Source organism: Sphingobacterium sp. R2, assembly GCF_040760075.1.
Classification (GTDB): domain Bacteria; phylum Bacteroidota; class Bacteroidia; order Sphingobacteriales; family Sphingobacteriaceae; genus Sphingobacterium.
Genome location: NZ_CP142884.1, coordinates 4438943 through 4454964, shown reverse-complemented (window position 1 = coordinate 4454964; position 16022 = coordinate 4438943). Strand labels below are relative to the sequence as shown.

Sequence of the window (16022 nt, the reverse complement as noted above, 5' to 3'; positions counted from 1 at the left end):
TCTAAATGTCTTTAAAATGACTTTTTTTGGAAATCATAAACTAATTTGGTTTATTTTTAAACTATTTTGTTCAGTTGCTTGTTTGTAAATCAAAATATTAAAAATTATAATTATGAAATTCAACAAGAACATCAAACGACTATCGAGTATGGCATCGGCCTTAATGGTATTCTCGATGATTACAGTGTCATGTAGTAAAGACGATGACAAGCAGATGGAAACAACAGGAACAATCTCTGCGATGGTATCCATGAACAAGGATTATTCCATATTAGCCTCTGCCGTGACAAAGGCTGGTCTGGGCGAAACACTTTCTTCAACAGGACCATTTACAGTATTTGCTCCAAATAATGCTGCCTTCGAAAGCTCAGGGATGACTTCGGCAGATATTAGTAGCATGTCTGCAGAAAGCTTGAAATCCGTTTTGTTGTATCATACATTATCCGCTAAAGTAGTTGCTTCTAGCGTACCCGCTGGTCCAAATGCAGAAGTGAAGACAGCAAACGGAAGCAATGTTTACGTTACTAAAAATAGTAAGGGTATATTTGTCAATGGCTGGGCGGTAACCTCTCCAGATATGATGGCTACGAATGGTGTCATTCATGGTATTTCTCATGTACTTATGCCGGCAACAAAAAATATAGTGGCACTTGCTACAGCTAATAGTGATTTATCCTTCTTAGTTGCTGCAGTGTTGAGAGCAAGTCAAGGAACTACAAATGTTGCTCAATTGTTGAGTGGATCAGGACCATACACGGTTTTCGCACCTACAAATCAAGCTTTTATCAACGCGGGTTTTACCACAATAGCTTCAATTAATCAAGCTGATCCCGCAGCGCTGACTAAGATTCTAACCTATCACGTTCTTTCAGCTAGGGCTTTCTCTTCTGATCTTTCAGATGGACAGATGCTAAGTACCTTAAACGGTGAAAAAATCACTGTGAAATTGTCTGGAAAGGCAATGCTGAAAGGTAAAAGTAATACCAGTGAGTCCACAATAACTGGCGTAAACATGCTGGCAACAAACGGTGTTGTCCATGTCATTGATCAAGTTCTTCTTCCTTAATTTAGCGTTATGCTAGATGCTAGTTTGGCCGCAGAGAATTTCATTCTTTGCGGCCAAACCATTTTATATGCAAGCTGTCCTTCTTGATTCGATTGTGTTGGGAATTCTCTGGAATGAAATCAGAACCCGATCTTTTTTAGATCGGCTATTGCTAAAAAATGGAATTCGATACATTTATAGAGTTGTGATTCTTAAGGAATAATTTATTGGAAAACCGAATACATATACAATCCGACTGGGGGCTATTTATAAGAAATTTGGTGAATAGCAATGTTCAACGGATCAGAATTTAGCAATCATTATGTAGGCTCAGGAGCAGTCTATTCATAATTAAAAGGATTTACGCTAATTTCAATCATTAGATTCTCAAAATAGCAATAAAATCCGAATGTATTTCTGATTCTTTTGGGAGCTCCATCAATTTTTAATGCTTCGTTGTTTTTTAAAAGTTCAAAAATGTTTTGAACTGCAATTTCGTCGTCTTGATAAAAGCCGATATGGAAATTCTTAGGATATTGCGGTACATCTTTCTCTTTGTTCAATTCTTGTCCCCAAATTACAACAACAAAATTATTATTATCCTTCAGTACAGCCATTTTATTATTGCGGTTGACTATTAAATTGAACTTGAAAATATCTGTCAATAAATTAACGGCTTTATCAACATCTTTTACGACAAGATTGATATGATTAATATGCATATTTTTGTTTGATTTACAGACAAAGTTAGTAATCGGCTAATACACTCAATTGGATAAATCGGTCGTTTTCATTTTTATTTAGTAGGGTTGGTTTTACACCTGAGAATTTCTTTACCTGCCTAATGAAATGGGATTGATCCACATAATTAAGCTCCGGATAAAATATTCCCATTTTTAATTGTTTTAGGGAATTGGAAAAACGAATAATATTAATGTAAGATTTTAATGGAATACCAAACCAGCAGTTGAAATAACGGTTCATCTGCCGGCTGCTCCAAATCACCTTATTAGAAAGTTCTTCTACCGTCGTTTCGCCTTTTGATAGGTAAATCTGTTCGAATAGTTTTTTTTTCCTCACATCTATTTCGTTTTCAAATTGCTTTTCGAATATTTTGCAGGCTTTCGTGTAAAAGTTATCAAAATCTGCAAGATCATTCCTGCCAAATCCCAAATAATCATTTGGCAATACCAGTCTTTGGTTTCTTAATTTTTCGAAAGACTGCTTAAAAATATATTCGGCGGCCAACGGATAAAAACTGATGGCAAACATCGTCGATTTCGGATAGGGCGGCTTTAAAATGGGTTTATCACAGACTCCAGAAATGAAGATCTGAAAACTATTGTTTTCTTCCATCAGAAGAAATAAATCTATTTTTCCGTCAGGTATAATAATGCTTTCCTCTCGCTTGTTCGAATGATTTTTCAACATCCATATACTTTCTACCATTCCGATAAGTGAAGGAGACGGGGCTATAGAGGAATATTCCAGTGCATTTTTTGATAAATTCATACTGATAATCTATACAAAATAACATCTTGCAAAAGTAATATCGGCATACACGGTTTTTATTAGCAAACGTTGTGCTGATAAGAACCTAGTATCTTTTCAATAGCAAGTTACAAATTAAATACTTCTTCTGTCGAAATGGAATGTAACATTCCAAGTTAGCTTTAGTCATGCGAAAAAATACAATTAACCAAGCAATAGCGAGCAATATTTGATGTCTGGTTCCCCTAAGCGCAATTCTTTAAAAACCTTTTCACTTTGACGTTTGTGTTATATCAAAATTGAATGTATCGCGAATTGAAATCTAGGATTTTTCAATCGCCAAAAGAAAAACACTAAAACAAAATACCATGGCAGATAACAAGTCTAAAAAAGGGAAATCCGACAGAAGCAAAGTAAGCGGATCAGAACAGTACGAAATTCAATATTTCAAGGATAAGATGGGGGTGAGCAGTCAAGCTGTTGTTGGCGCAATACGGGCGACCGGATCGAATGAAAGAAAAGTTCTTGAAGATTATTTGAAGAAACGGCACGGGAAATAAACGTTATTTTCAATATACTTAAATACAGTAGTTATGGGACTGTCTAAATATCGCGAAAAGCGTTCCGAGGAGAACACCCCAGAACCGTTTGGAGGAAAGCCAAACGGAAAGGAACTTCGGTTTGTAATCCAAAAACATGATGCCTCACATCTACATTACGACTTTCGTCTTGAAATGGGCGGTGTTCTGAAAAGTTGGGCAGTTCCTAAGGGGCCATCAATCGATCCTACTGTCAAACGCCTCGCTGTGATGGTGGAGGATCATCCCTATGATTATCGAAATTTTGAAGGTTCGATTCCAAAAGGACAATATGGCGGAGGCACGGTTATCGTTTGGGATGAGGGACACTATGAACCGGCTGATGGGAGCGTTAAGGATATTTCCAAACAGGAAAAAGATCTCTTACATCAACTTCATTCTGGCAAGCTTAAATTTAAGCTATACGGTAAAAAACTTAAAGGTGAGTTTGCTCTTGTTAAGGCTCATGGGAGGGGAGATGATGGTTGGCTTTTAATGAAGCTGGAGGATCAATATGCTAGCGATAAGGATATTACTGCAAGCGATAAATCGGTGATATCGGGTAAAACTATTCAGCAGATGGAAAGGTCACCCGATAAAGTATATGGTGAAAATATCATTAAGAAAAACAGTACAGTAAAGGATAAACGTTCGACAAAAAACGAGGCATCCAAATTAATCAACGATCAGTTGGAAGCTGTTCCAAAGCATCGTGCTAAAAGCAAGAGGAATCTTCAGATCTTGTTGAAAAATGCGTCGTCAAAGAAGTTCTATTCTCATACAGAGCCTATGCTCGCTACACTTGTGGCTAAACCGTTCGATGATGATGAGTGGGTATATGAGGTCAAGTGGGATGGCTACAGGGCTGTTGCTTTTATGAACAAGGGGGAGGTTGAACTAAAATCCCGTAATGATAAAAGCTATAATGAAAAATTCTATCCACTTTATGAGGAATTGAAGAGTCTTAAATTAGACGCCATCTTGGATGGGGAGGTAGTCGTTTTAGACAAAAATGGGACAGCTAGTTTTGGAGCGCTACAAAACTGGCGCAGCGAAGCGGATGGTGATCTGGTTTATTACGTTTTCGATATCTTATGGTATCGGGGCCAGGATTTGAAGGACATGACATTGCTTGAGCGTAAATCAATTTTAAAAGAAGTTCTTCCCAAGAACAACTGCATTTTGATCAGCGAACATTTTGAAACTTCCGGCATTCATTTTCTGGAAGAGGCCAAGAAATTGGGGCTTGAAGGGATTATGGCAAAGCGAAAGGATAGTTTATATCATGTTCACAACCGTTCTAAAGACTGGTTAAAAATTAAAGCGAACAAAAGGCAGGAAGTCGTCATAGGTGGTTTCACCCTGAATGATGATTCCAGTAAATTGTTCAGTAGCATATTGGTCGGTGTTTATGAAGGGAAAAAATTGATTTATACCGGAAAGGTGGGTACTGGTTTCAATGTAAAACTTCAAAAGGAGATGATGGAACTATTTAAGCCGCTGATTGTTTCTAAAGCAGCTTTCTCTGAAGAACCTGACGTTAATAAGCCTTCGAGGTTTAGACCAAATCCGCCACACGCTACGGTGACATGGCTTAAACCAGAACTTGTATGCGAGGTGAGTTTTACGGAATTAACCAGCGATGGTATTATGCGTCATCCTTCGTTTAACGGCATGCGCGAAGACAAACGTGCTAAAAATGTTGTTCTTGAAGATGAAGCTCCTACAGAAAAAATGGTCAATCATATGGAAGATAAAATAGTTTCGCCCAGAGTGAAGGGGCAGCGGAAGAGCCTCTTAAATCCCTCAGATAAGACCCAGGTCAGAAAGGTCAACAAACATGAATTGAAGTTTACCAATCTGGATAAAGTTTTTTGGCCGAAAGAGGGAATAACAAAAAGAGACCTTATCAACTACTATTATCAGGCCGCTCCGTTTATATTACCTTATTTAAAGGATCGGCCACAAAGTATGAATCGATTTCCCAACGGAATTGAAGAAGATGGTTTCTACTTTAAGAACGTAACCGATACGGCACCAGACTGGGCGGAAACATATCTTTACCACAGTGAGGCTGATGAAAAAGACCGTCATTACCTTGTTGGAAAGGATGACGCTACACTACTTTATATGGCAAATCTTGGCTGTATAGAAATGAATCCCTGGAGTAGTACTGTGAAGAAGCCCGACAACCCATCGTTCTGTATTATAGACCTTGATCCGGATAAAAATTCTTTCGATCAGGTTATTGAGGCTGCACAAGTCACAAAGAACATATTGGATGATATGGGGGTAGCGAGCTATTGTAAAACCAGTGGTTCTACGGGGCTTCACATCTATATCCCGCTTGGTGGGAAATATACTTATGATCAATCCAAAGAGTTCGCGCGGGTTATCGTTACCCTAGTCCATCATGAGCTTCCTAAATTCACGAGCCTGGAGCGATCCATAAAAGATCGCAAGGGCAAAATGTATCTTGATTTTTTGCAGAATAGGCCTCATGCAACAATTGCAGCAGCTTATTCCGTTCGTCCTAAGCCCGGAGCCACTGTATCGATGCCATTACACTGGGATGAAGTCAAGAAAGGTTTGAAAATAAGTGATTTTCATATTCTAAACGCCCTTGATAGGATGCGAAGTGAAGGCGATATTTTTAAACCGGTATTAGGAAAAGGTATCAATTTAAAAAGCATAGTGGATAAGTTTGCTAAATAAGAGTTTCATTTTCATTAATCTATAATTTAAAATTCATTATTATGAACGTAAAACGTTTTTTTGGAACAGTATTAACTGTTCTGGGTATTGTCGGTTTAATATATACCGGATATGAACTTATTAACAAAAGTGCTGCCTATACAACTTTAGGTGTAATTGGTGTATTGGGGTTAATCTTCTTTTTCGCTGGTATAGGCCTTGTAAAGAATACCAAAGATGAGGCCTAATTATAAATCATTTTAATGAAACCGTTCCCAATTATTGGGAACGGTTTCATTAAATTTAATCCTATCCTGTACGTAAAATCCTGAACGCCTTTATCTAATTTAGGATGACTGACGTATCTATGTCATTTTGCTTGGACATTTTAACATGGATGTTCTAGACTGAAATCACTATACAGTATGAAACTGAGATATTAGCTTTAGTGTTGGTGATTATATAGCATGTTGCTGTTGGTCAATCTTAAAAAAATACAATTTCATGAAAATAAGGCGTTTTATTGCGTTGGCTATCTTGGGGCTTGATCCGGGGCTGTCAGTGTCTCAGGTTTCCACACGCGCTATGGATGTGCGAAAATCAGAAAAAGTGGTTGATGTTAGGCAGTATTTGAATCGGGTTGCTTCGTGGCAGTTGGACAGTATCGAACATAAGGGGCTACGTCATGCTGGCCGTGAATGGACTGCAGCAACCTTATTCACTGGCCTGATAGAGATGACAAAACATTCAGGTGGTGCACGTTATACCCGATATCTTGAATCTGTAGGCGAACAGTTTGATTGGAAAATGTATGCGGACAACTATCGGTATTATGCGGACAATTATTGTGTTGGTCAGCTGTATACCTGGAAGTATAATCGTGATAAAAATATTGATTACATAGCAGATTTCATCAGGTTGGCCGATACATTGGTAAGTCGTCCCCATAGCGAATCATTGGACTGGAAAAATAATATTGCACTTCGAGAGTGGGCTTGGTGCGATGCCTTATTTATGGGGCCACCGGCACTTTCGTCAATTTATAAAGTGACGGGAAACCTACAGTACCTTGATTTGGTAGACACTTTGTGGTGGAAGACTACAAATTATCTTTACAATCCCAAAGAGCGTTTGTTCTATAGGGATCAAAGTTATTTTGATAAAAAGGAAAGCAATGGTCAGGACGTCTTCTGGTCTAGAGGAAATGGCTGGGTTTTGGCTGGGCTGGTTCGTGTATTGAATGATATGCCAAAAGATTACAAAAGTCGCGCGCGATGGGAAGAGCTCTATCGTAACATGGTACAGCGGATTGCTTCCTTGCAACAGCATGACGGTTATTGGCGGACTAGCCTTTTGGATCCTGAGCGCTATCCAGCTAAGGAAACTAGCGGTACAGCACTATTTACGTATGCACTAGCGTGGGGAATAAACAATAAAGTAATTCCTTCAAAAGATTATGAAACTGTCGTATGGAAAGGTTGGAATGCACTCGTTAATGCGGTTCATCCCGATGGAAAGCTGGGCTATGTACAGCAAGTAGGCGAGGCTCCAGGCGAAGTAAACTACGATGATACGGAAATTTACGGCGTGGGCGCATTTCTTTTGGCTGGTAATGAGGTATTGAAACTCGCAGAAAAACGTAGTGCTACGGAAAAATAAATAATTGTAGGTAAAATATGTAGGTCCGAAAAATTGGTCGTAGCGATGTCTACGGCCAATTATCCGAGCGAAAAGATGCTACAGGAATACCTTCAGTAGAATAAAGTTCTCCGAAACACCAGTCATGAAAAGCATAGCGCACGGCGAGGGGTGCTTTCACCGCAGCTGACGTTACGACAATACGGTTATTTTGAAGTACGGCTATTGCTGGATGAAAGATTTGATCCGTGCCAGCGAGTTCAAATTGGGTTAATGATTTGCCATAGCTTGTGATGCCTAAGGGACAATGCTTCAACGAAACAAGTACTGTATCATGGAGGACGACGATTTTATCCAACGTTGGTGTTTGGTAAGCGATTCCCTTTTTTTGATAATGGCTACCCAACGCCCAGCTTGCCAATCGTTGTGCAACAATTGTTTTGTTGGCAGGATGAATATTGTGCATTTCACCTCCATCTATTGTAGCTGCCATACCCGCATTGGATAAGCTGTCTTGCGTTTTGAGTTGCATTTCACGAAGGCGTGGTAATAAAATTCCTTGTCCTCCGCCATATTGCATTGGGGCGATCTCTACATAGTAAAAAGGCCATTCTCCGATATCCCAAGTGTTTCTCCAATCGCGGATCATATTGGTTTGTAAAATATTGTAATCGTAATAATTATATCGGTTTTGTTCGCCTTGGTACCAAATTACACCTGCAATTCGAAATCCGATGAGTGGACAGATCATCGCATGATAGAGATTGCCCGGCTGTTGATGGACTTGTTTTCCGATCGCTCTGTTGGGTAATTTTTGTTGTCTTAGTGATCTTTCTACAAGCGATGGCTTCATCCATGCTTCAATTGGCGAGCCACCCCAAGTGGTTTGAATAATGCCTATAGGCACATTCAGGTGCTGCTGTAAATATTTTGCAAATTGGTAGCCCACCGCACTAAAATTAGCTACGGACGCCGCATTTGCTACAGACCAATTTCCGTTTACATCAAACGCTGCATTGTCGGCATGGCTTCTTTCTATTCGAAAGAGTCGAATCTGGTCATTGGGTGAAGCTAACAGCAGTTCTGCTGCATGGCGAATAGGTTGGCCGTAATAGCCCTTGATGGGCATGTCCATATTGGACTGACCGGAGCATATCCAAACCTCACCGATCAAAACATCGTGCAATGTAATTTTCTCTTCCTGCTGTATTTGTATGTTATGAGGCCCACCGGCTTTTGGAGTTTCTATCCATAGTGACCAATTTCCATCTTGATCTTTCGCTGTTTTATAACTCTTACCATCCCACGATGTTTTTACCTGTATTTTCTTTTTTGAAGTGGTCTTACCCCAGATCTTGACCTGACTAGATTGCTGCAGTACCATATTATCTGCAAAAAAATGTGGTATCGTTAACGCTGCGAAACTGAGTTGATAAACGAATATGCTGAATATGGAGGCGAGTATATATTTCATGTATTGAACTTTTTATTCCGTGTAAGTGTTGCTATCAATCCGGCAATGATCAATACTGCCAATCCTACAGCCATGACCATGTACGAGAACTGTGTAGTTAACGCTCCAAGAATCATGATTCCGATTCCCACTACTGCCATAGAAGCGGAAATAACCCTAATTCCAAATCGATTCTGCTGCTCGGTGTCGGCATGTCTTATCGCGAAGTTTTGGGGAATGCAATTGTTATCTTTCGCTGACATAGGGACGAGGCCATGTTGCGCCACTTGACCTGTTGAAAGATAGTACCATTCAAAAGCAGTTAATATAAGGATTGGAATGCCCATGCCGAATGTAGTTTCCATCGTTAAATTTAGCTTCAATCCCAAGGCGCCTGGTGCAATTGTTTTTAAAAATAGATTAACGAGCAATGAAATGATCGTGGCACATACGACGGAAAATCCGGTTTGTCTTTTTGAGAATAAGCTCCATATAATGGGAGCGAAGAGGGCACCGCCCGCGATAGATGCCGTGCTCAGTACTACAGTGACGATCCCTCCGGCAGATGGTATCCACATGGCAATTAGAATCGTACCTATGCCAAAGATTAATGTAAATAATCTTGCTATGGTAATAACCGATTTTTCAGAAGCTTCGGGCCTGATTAAGTTCTTATATATATCTTGGGCAAACACTGTTGCAGCCATATTTATGGTGGTGTTCGCTTTACTTGACGTCGCCGATACCATCCCTGCCAACACCAAACCGATAAGCCCTGCAGGCATAACCTTTTGGATAAGCATCATATAGGCGTCTTCCACCTCGAGTCCGGCCAGATTAGGATTGATAATGCGATAGATCATCGGCGGAAGCATCCAAATCAGTGGACAGATAAAGTATAAGATGCTAAAAATACCCGACACTTTTTTTGACTCTTTTGCCGACCCCACACTGGTATAGCGTTGTACATAGGACCAATTTCCGCCAAGATAAAATGTCTGGTATACAATAAAAGCCAGCATGAAGCCTATAGTATATTCTTCGTTAAAAGGTTTGAAAAAATCTTTGGGAGCCTCGCGGACCAAAGTTTGAAAGCCACCAATTTCACTGAAAGCAATTGGAATCACGATGACTACTGCAGCTGATAATATAACGAATTGTACCACATCCGTCACCAAGACGGCCCATAACCCACCCGCAGCGGTATACAAGATGATAATAAGTCCAATGATCACAATACACAGATTTACAGGCAAATCGGCCGCGACGTGAACCATCTTTCCTACGGGATAAAGAACTGCGGCGGTAGTGAATAAGCTTAAAAGCAAAGTCATATAGGTATAAAACTGCTTTTCCTTCTGACCAAAGCGTTTTCCAATATATTCTGCGGCAGTTGCCACACCTGTTTTTTTCCATCTTGAAGCGATAAAAAGGGTGACAAGCAGACCGCTAATAGCCATCGTCAGTTGAATGGCATTTGCGATTAGTCCATTTCGGTAAGCGATCGATCCCCAGACGACAAATGTACCTGCGGAAAAATAACTTATGAAAAGAGACAGTCCATTGATCCACCAGGGGGTTTCGCCTCCTGCTTCAAAAAAAGCTTGTCCAGTCTTACTTCCTACCCGTGTAAAAGTGAGCCCAATAGCAAAAATCAATAGGCTAAAAATGCCCATCACGATATAGTCTAACTGTATCATTCTATAGTTCTTTTAAAAGATCATTTATTTTTTTCGAAGCAACGAATATCAAATAGTGATGCGGGGACATGATCTGACGGGTGCATCATTTGTATACTAAGACGTTCGGTGCGTATCGGTTCGGTGAAGGTAATCCGGTTTAATGTCCTAAAGTTATCAGATGTTGAATATATAATTTTACCTGAGGAATCTTTAATAGTATATGCGCGTACACAGAAAGGCATTATGTTTTCTGGGTGACTCATTAATACTGATTCCATGGCATGGTCAAAGTCGGTATCAAACCACAGGTCAATGCGAGCGATTTCCTTCGGAGTGTCCCAATCGAGCACAACGGTAGGGGTCTCATCTTTAGGATGTGCAACCCAAGCATTTGCAGTCGTTACAGGTCTATTAACCCCATTTTTCAGTTGCTTACTTGTAAAAGTATCTATTTGCTGTTTGAAAGTTACAGCTATGTTTTGTCCATCGGGTCTGCGCTGTGGGCACCAGAATTCAAATTCATCTACGCCAACACCGGTAATTGGTATTTGCTTTCCATTGTTGGATACAGCTTTGTTAAAAGAATTAAATACGGACATGACGCCTGTTACGCGTTTTTCTGTATAACCCAATTGTATGTCAGGGTTAGACTGGAAAGTCAGAAAGACATATCCATCAGAAGCTAATAGCGTATCAAAATCGATGTCGATTGAAGTCGTTCCCTTGGTAAGGTGAATTGTGCGTGTTGCGAGGGTAATGTCCGGAGTGAAATTTCCAGCTTTCTCCGATATCCGTATCGACGTTTCCAAGACGGTATCTTGAAGTACTTGCACGGCTAGTTGAAAAACCGGAAGTTTCCCTTGTTTCATGGGAAGCAGTTGCGCTGATGGTATCGTCAGCGGCTTCCATAGACTGACGTCACCAAAACCCGTAAACGGTAATTCACTGGAAGTACTGATTTGCGCCTGCAGCGCAAGATCATGCTCTTCGTATAAGGCTAAAGACGGAATATGCTGACCCTCTGCCATTAAACGTTGTTGCAGCTGATGCATATTATTGTTTAGGGTCAGTTGCCGCGGCAAAACCTGGAGTTCTTTGCACAGAGCTGCTGCCATCCCTACAGCTTGACCGACATAAGCACAGGTTGCCATGACTCGCGTAGCGCCAAATGCCACATGACTTACACTGATTAGGCGCCCTGTCAGAAATAGATTACGAATATTTTTGCTAAACAGGGTTCTATAGGGGATATCAAATATTCCCTTGCTATGCCATTGGTTACAGCCTGGCAGTTCACTATATACGCCGTCGGCAGGATGCAAGTCGATGGACCAGCCGCCATAGGCAACTGCATCTGGATGCTGACGCTGTTCGACGAGGTCCTGTTGTATCATCATATAGTCTCCTTCAAAACGCCTACTTTCCCGTTTTCCAGGTATCATTCCTACCCATTCCAAGGTGAGCGTTTCGGATTCCGGAAAATTTCCGGAGTTTTTGATATAATTCCATACTCCATAGATGATTTTCCATAGCTCCCATTTGATGGTTTCCGTATCATGTATAGTATCCAAACGCCCGCCATACTCCACCCACCATAGTTTACAGCCATGTTCGTTTGCTTTAAACTGTTTAAATCGGGGGATTTGGCTGATTTCTTTAAGAGCGAAGGCAGGAGGGATAAAAGAAACAGGGATCCCGGTATCCTTGGTATAGAAATATAAAGAATGGCCCAATAACTCACCATATTCCTTACTTGGCGCCATACCTTCACCAAATTCCTCTTTACCTTCAGCGCCCATACGGAATGCAGCTCCTGCGAGAAAACCGACTATACCATCTCCCGATGCATCGCAGAATAATGGTGAATGGAAGGTGTATAGGGTCGAATTCTGGCTACAGAAAGCACGTATACTTTCTATTTGGTCTGCAGCAGATTTTTCTACATGATATACTGCTGTATTTAAAAAGAGACGAATGTTTTTTTCCTGATTTACTTTATCCATCAGGATCATATCCAAGATGATTGGGTTTCCTTGCGGATTGCGATAGGTGTTTTCCACCAGAATTTCGTCGATTACGCCACCTTCTCTGGACCAGCGATTATTGTTTCCCATATGTGAGGTGGCCCCTAACATCCAAAGGCGAACTTCGCTGGAGGCATTGCCACCCAAAACGGGTCTATCTTGTATCAAGATTACGTTTAAACCTTGACGCGCGGCAGTAATGGCGGTGCAGATGCCCGACATCCCTCCACCTGTCACGATCAGATCGCTATCGTATTGGATATGTTTTAGATTTCTTTTTTCTTGCGTGTTACTAGTAATCATGGATATAACTGGAATTAAGTGCTATCATTGGTTAAGACCAAATTTATCCATTCTAAGGGTAGGAGCTGGTGCACTTTGCTATAAAATTTCCATGGGAACGCTCCCTATAATTGGGAACGCTCCCGTGCTCGTTGCTGTTTTTGGGAATTACCCTCCGGATCGTACAGTAGAATCACGTACCATCAGCTTAGCTTCCATTGTGCGGATGATTGGCTTCCATTCTTCCATATCTTTTCCAATTAACCCCAATAGAAGTTCCATGGCTGTCTTGCCTATTTCCCGTACAGGCTGTGCGACTGTCGTGAGACTAGGTTCGGCGAAGCTTGAACCATAGTTGTCACTGAATCCGACCACAGCAATATCTTCAGGAATACGTTTATTCATTTTTTTGATTATCTGCATAGCCTCTATTGCAGTGGGGTCATTCACAGCGAAAATACCATCTATGGGATCTTCTAGTTCCACAAGAAATTTAACAAATATCTTGATTTTATTTAAGCTGAGGTCGGAGTCAATAATTAAATCCTGATCGATCGGAATGCCGTGTTTGATTAAAGCATCACAATATCCATTCAGCCTTTTTTGACTAATGCTGAGTTGCCTAGGACCTGCTAAGTGTGCTATTCTGCGCCTTCCCAAGCTGATGAGGTGCTCTACTGCATGGAATGCGGCATCGTAATCATTGACCACGACCTTCGGCACCATAATTTCATTACAGACTCTATTGAAGAATACAATCGGAATTTTCTTTCGAATAAATACTTTCCAGTGATCATAATTCAGTGTTTCCTTTGTTAGTGACACCATTACTCCATCTACACGATTGGCCAACATAACCTTCGCATTGGCGACTTCGGTGGCATAGCTTTCATTGCATTGCGATATCAGTACGGAATAGCCATGTTTACTGGCCTCTTCTTGTGCACCAACGACAACTTGTGGAAAAAAAGAGGTAGAGAATTCAGGTAATACAATACCGATCGTGTTGGTCTTGTTAGTGATGAGGCTTAGGGATTGCATATTGCGTTGATAATCTAATTTCTCAGCCAGTTCCAAGATTTTTTGGCGCGTTTCTGCCTTTACATTGGCATGGCCGGTAAGGGCTCGGGATACGGTGGACTTAGAAATATTTAGTTCGTTGGCAATATCAACAATTGTTATCTGATCACTTTTCATAGAAATAAGCGTTGGTCTCGATTTATAATGAGCGTTTAAAAATAAGATATGTTTATGATAAAGTGAACACTTTTTAATTTTTAGTGTTGGAGTCCTGTCCGTTTTCCGGCGATTTTAATGCAGTAAAGGTGCTTGTAGCGACATTTGCACCTTTACTGCTGTAGAGTGGTTACCTCGTTGTTAATAGCCGGGATTTTGTCTCATCAGTGGCATTTTTTGAATTTCACTTAATGGAATTGGCAGGAGGTACATTGCTTTCCTAAAATTTAGCGGTCGTAGAGCTGACCCCACCAAGTAGGTAAAGGTATTATCTTTGCGTGTGATAATTATTGTTTTGTTAAAGCCTTTGAGCACATTTTCGGCAATCATCCAGCGCCGGATATCATTAAAGCGATGATCTTCAAAAGCCAGTTCGATGCGTCTTTCATTTTGAATGACTATGCGCATCTGCTCGACATTCATCCCTGCCTTCAAACCATACATGCGGTCAGATCCCGGGAAAATTCCTGCTCTTTCACGTAATTCTTTCAGCTTGTCATACGCTCTTTCCGGGAATCCAGCTTCGTTGATCGCTTCAGCATAATTGAGTAAAATTTCTGCATAGCGAATAAGGGGCCATCCGCGTTCGGTAGAACCTGCCGTATTGGTCGCTAGATTTTCGTCCAGCATTTTTCTGCTATAATAGCCTGTGGAGTAATTGTTGGGTGTATAGGCATCGTTTGTGGGGTTGGCAGGATTCGATCCGTTACTCATATAGGTGTATATTGTCGTCTTAGGACCGGTGTTGGATACATAGGATAATCCATTATAAATAATGGAATAGTCGAATCGCGGATCCCGATTTGCATAAGGATTGTTGGGATCATAAAGCGGGCTTTCGTCCGTTGGTTTACCATCTCTCATGGGAAATGCAGCGACTAGATTGTGCGTAGGTTTCATCACTGAGCTGCCTGAACGGGTGGGAGGTAAGTAATAGGCCTCCAGCTCTTTCTGTGCTGTGCGATTGTAGGCGAGGATATATTCGCTGTTCATTCGTTTTAGGAATACTTGATAAAAACCGTTGCCCGGGCGAGTTTCATTATCTACATTGAGCGCATATTTGTGACTACTGATTACCGCTTCAGCAGCAGTTGCGGCATTTTGCCAGCGGTTTTTGTCATAGTTTGGGTATCCTACAAGTGCACTGAGTTCGGCCGTTGCCTCGCTACTTAGTCCACCGTTGAAGAGTGGGCTTGCTGCGTAAAGCAATACGCGTGATTTTAAAGCCAGGCAGGCTCCATTGGTAATCCGGCCAAAGTCGATATCTCTGTATACTACGGACGCGAGAGTCGCTGCGGCGGCATCCAGTTCTTGTACAATATAATTGATGGATTCTTCAAACGTATTACGTGGAAGGTCAATCAGATCATTGATTTCAAACACGCGATCACCAACAAGGGGTATACCGCCAAATGTGGCAACCATATTGTAATAATAGAAGGCGCGTAGGAAGCGTGCTTCTGCAACCATCCTTGTCCGGGTAGCAGGCGTAAATGGTGCATTGGGAAGCTTTGTCAACAGTAAATTAACGCGGCGAATATTGGCATAGGGGGTGTTCCATAGATCCTTGTTCGCAGCAAATCCCGTAAGTACATTGCTTGGGGCTATTACACCTTGTGCATAGGCATTTCCCCAGACCGAGACATTATTATTGCCTTCGGCATTATCCGTAGCCAATTCCATGTTACCTGAGCCACCAGCGGCCGAGAAGCGATAGGAATCAAAGCTATAGCCCATATCCTGATAGATCCTATTCAGAAAACCGAGCGTCCGAACGCTATCGGTAAAGACATCGTCAGCAGAAATGCCAACAGTTTTATCATCCAAAAATTTGGAGTTTTGACAAGAGTATATGGTGCCTGTCAGTGCAATTAGAAATATAAATATTTTCATGATTGT

Annotated in this window: 12 protein-coding genes; 5 read left to right on the top strand and 7 right to left on the bottom strand. The window is 41.1% G+C overall.

The features are described from left to right. Positions 1-112 precede the first annotated feature (112 nt). Positions 113-1066 (top strand): fasciclin domain-containing protein, encoded by a 954-nt coding sequence (locus VXM68_RS18700; protein WP_367209669.1) that lies wholly within the window; start codon positions 113-115, stop codon positions 1064-1066. Between the two features lie 320 nt (positions 1067-1386). Here the strand turns inward: VXM68_RS18700 and VXM68_RS18695 are convergent, their stop codons facing one another. After that, positions 1387-1767, bottom strand: coding sequence for a VOC family protein (locus VXM68_RS18695; protein WP_293953715.1), 381 nt, complete (start codon positions 1765-1767; stop codon positions 1387-1389). 25 nt (positions 1768-1792) lie between these two features. Continuing rightward, a complete protein-coding gene (locus VXM68_RS18690) occupies positions 1793-2557 on the bottom strand; it encodes a DUF6597 domain-containing transcriptional factor (protein ID WP_367209668.1) in 765 nt (254 codons plus the stop codon). A 347-nt stretch (positions 2558-2904) separates the two neighbouring features. Between VXM68_RS18690 and VXM68_RS18685 the strand changes: the two genes are divergently transcribed. The 4 genes from VXM68_RS18685 (at position 2905) to VXM68_RS18670 (ending at position 7467) form a co-directional block, all read left to right on the top strand. Then, the gene (locus tag VXM68_RS18685; protein WP_293953719.1) at positions 2905-3096 is read left to right on the top strand and encodes a DUF3606 domain-containing protein; all 192 of its coding nucleotides are present in this window, start codon (positions 2905-2907) and stop codon (positions 3094-3096) included. A gap of 33 nt (positions 3097-3129) precedes the next feature. After that, positions 3130-5829: a DNA ligase D gene (gene ligD / locus VXM68_RS18680; RefSeq protein ID WP_367209667.1), complete on the top strand. Its 2700-nt coding sequence runs from the start codon at positions 3130-3132 to the stop codon at positions 5827-5829. Positions 5830-5870: 41 nt separating this feature from the next. After that, positions 5871-6056 (top strand): hypothetical protein, encoded by a 186-nt coding sequence (locus VXM68_RS18675; protein ID WP_209574231.1) that lies wholly within the window; start codon positions 5871-5873, stop codon positions 6054-6056. A gap of 256 nt (positions 6057-6312) precedes the next feature. Beyond that, positions 6313-7467, top strand: coding sequence for a glycoside hydrolase family 105 protein (locus VXM68_RS18670; RefSeq protein ID WP_367209666.1), 1155 nt, complete (start codon positions 6313-6315; stop codon positions 7465-7467). A 49-nt stretch (positions 7468-7516) separates the two neighbouring features. Here VXM68_RS18670 and VXM68_RS18665 read toward each other — a convergent pair whose 3' ends face one another. From VXM68_RS18665 to VXM68_RS18645, 5 genes are all read right to left on the bottom strand, one after another. Next, on the bottom strand, positions 7517-8920 hold the full coding sequence (locus VXM68_RS18665) for a sialate O-acetylesterase (protein ID WP_367209665.1): 1404 nt from the start codon (positions 8918-8920) through the stop codon (positions 7517-7519). Then, positions 8917-10599, bottom strand: coding sequence for a sodium:solute symporter family protein (locus tag VXM68_RS18660; RefSeq protein WP_367209664.1), 1683 nt, complete (start codon positions 10597-10599; stop codon positions 8917-8919). Before VXM68_RS18660 ends, VXM68_RS18665 begins: the two co-directional genes overlap by 4 nt. Positions 10600-10619: 20 nt before the next feature. After that, entirely contained in the window at positions 10620-12908 is a 2289-nt protein-coding gene (locus VXM68_RS18655) for an FAD-dependent oxidoreductase (RefSeq protein WP_293953728.1), read from the bottom strand. Positions 12909-13055: 147 nt separating this feature from the next. Beyond that, positions 13056-14084, bottom strand: coding sequence for a LacI family DNA-binding transcriptional regulator (locus VXM68_RS18650; RefSeq protein WP_367209663.1), 1029 nt, complete (start codon positions 14082-14084; stop codon positions 13056-13058). A 180-nt stretch (positions 14085-14264) separates the two neighbouring features. Then, complete coding sequence (locus VXM68_RS18645) at positions 14265-16016, bottom strand: RagB/SusD family nutrient uptake outer membrane protein (RefSeq protein ID WP_293953732.1); 1752 nt, start codon at positions 16014-16016, stop codon at positions 14265-14267. Positions 16017-16022 lie beyond the last annotated feature (6 nt).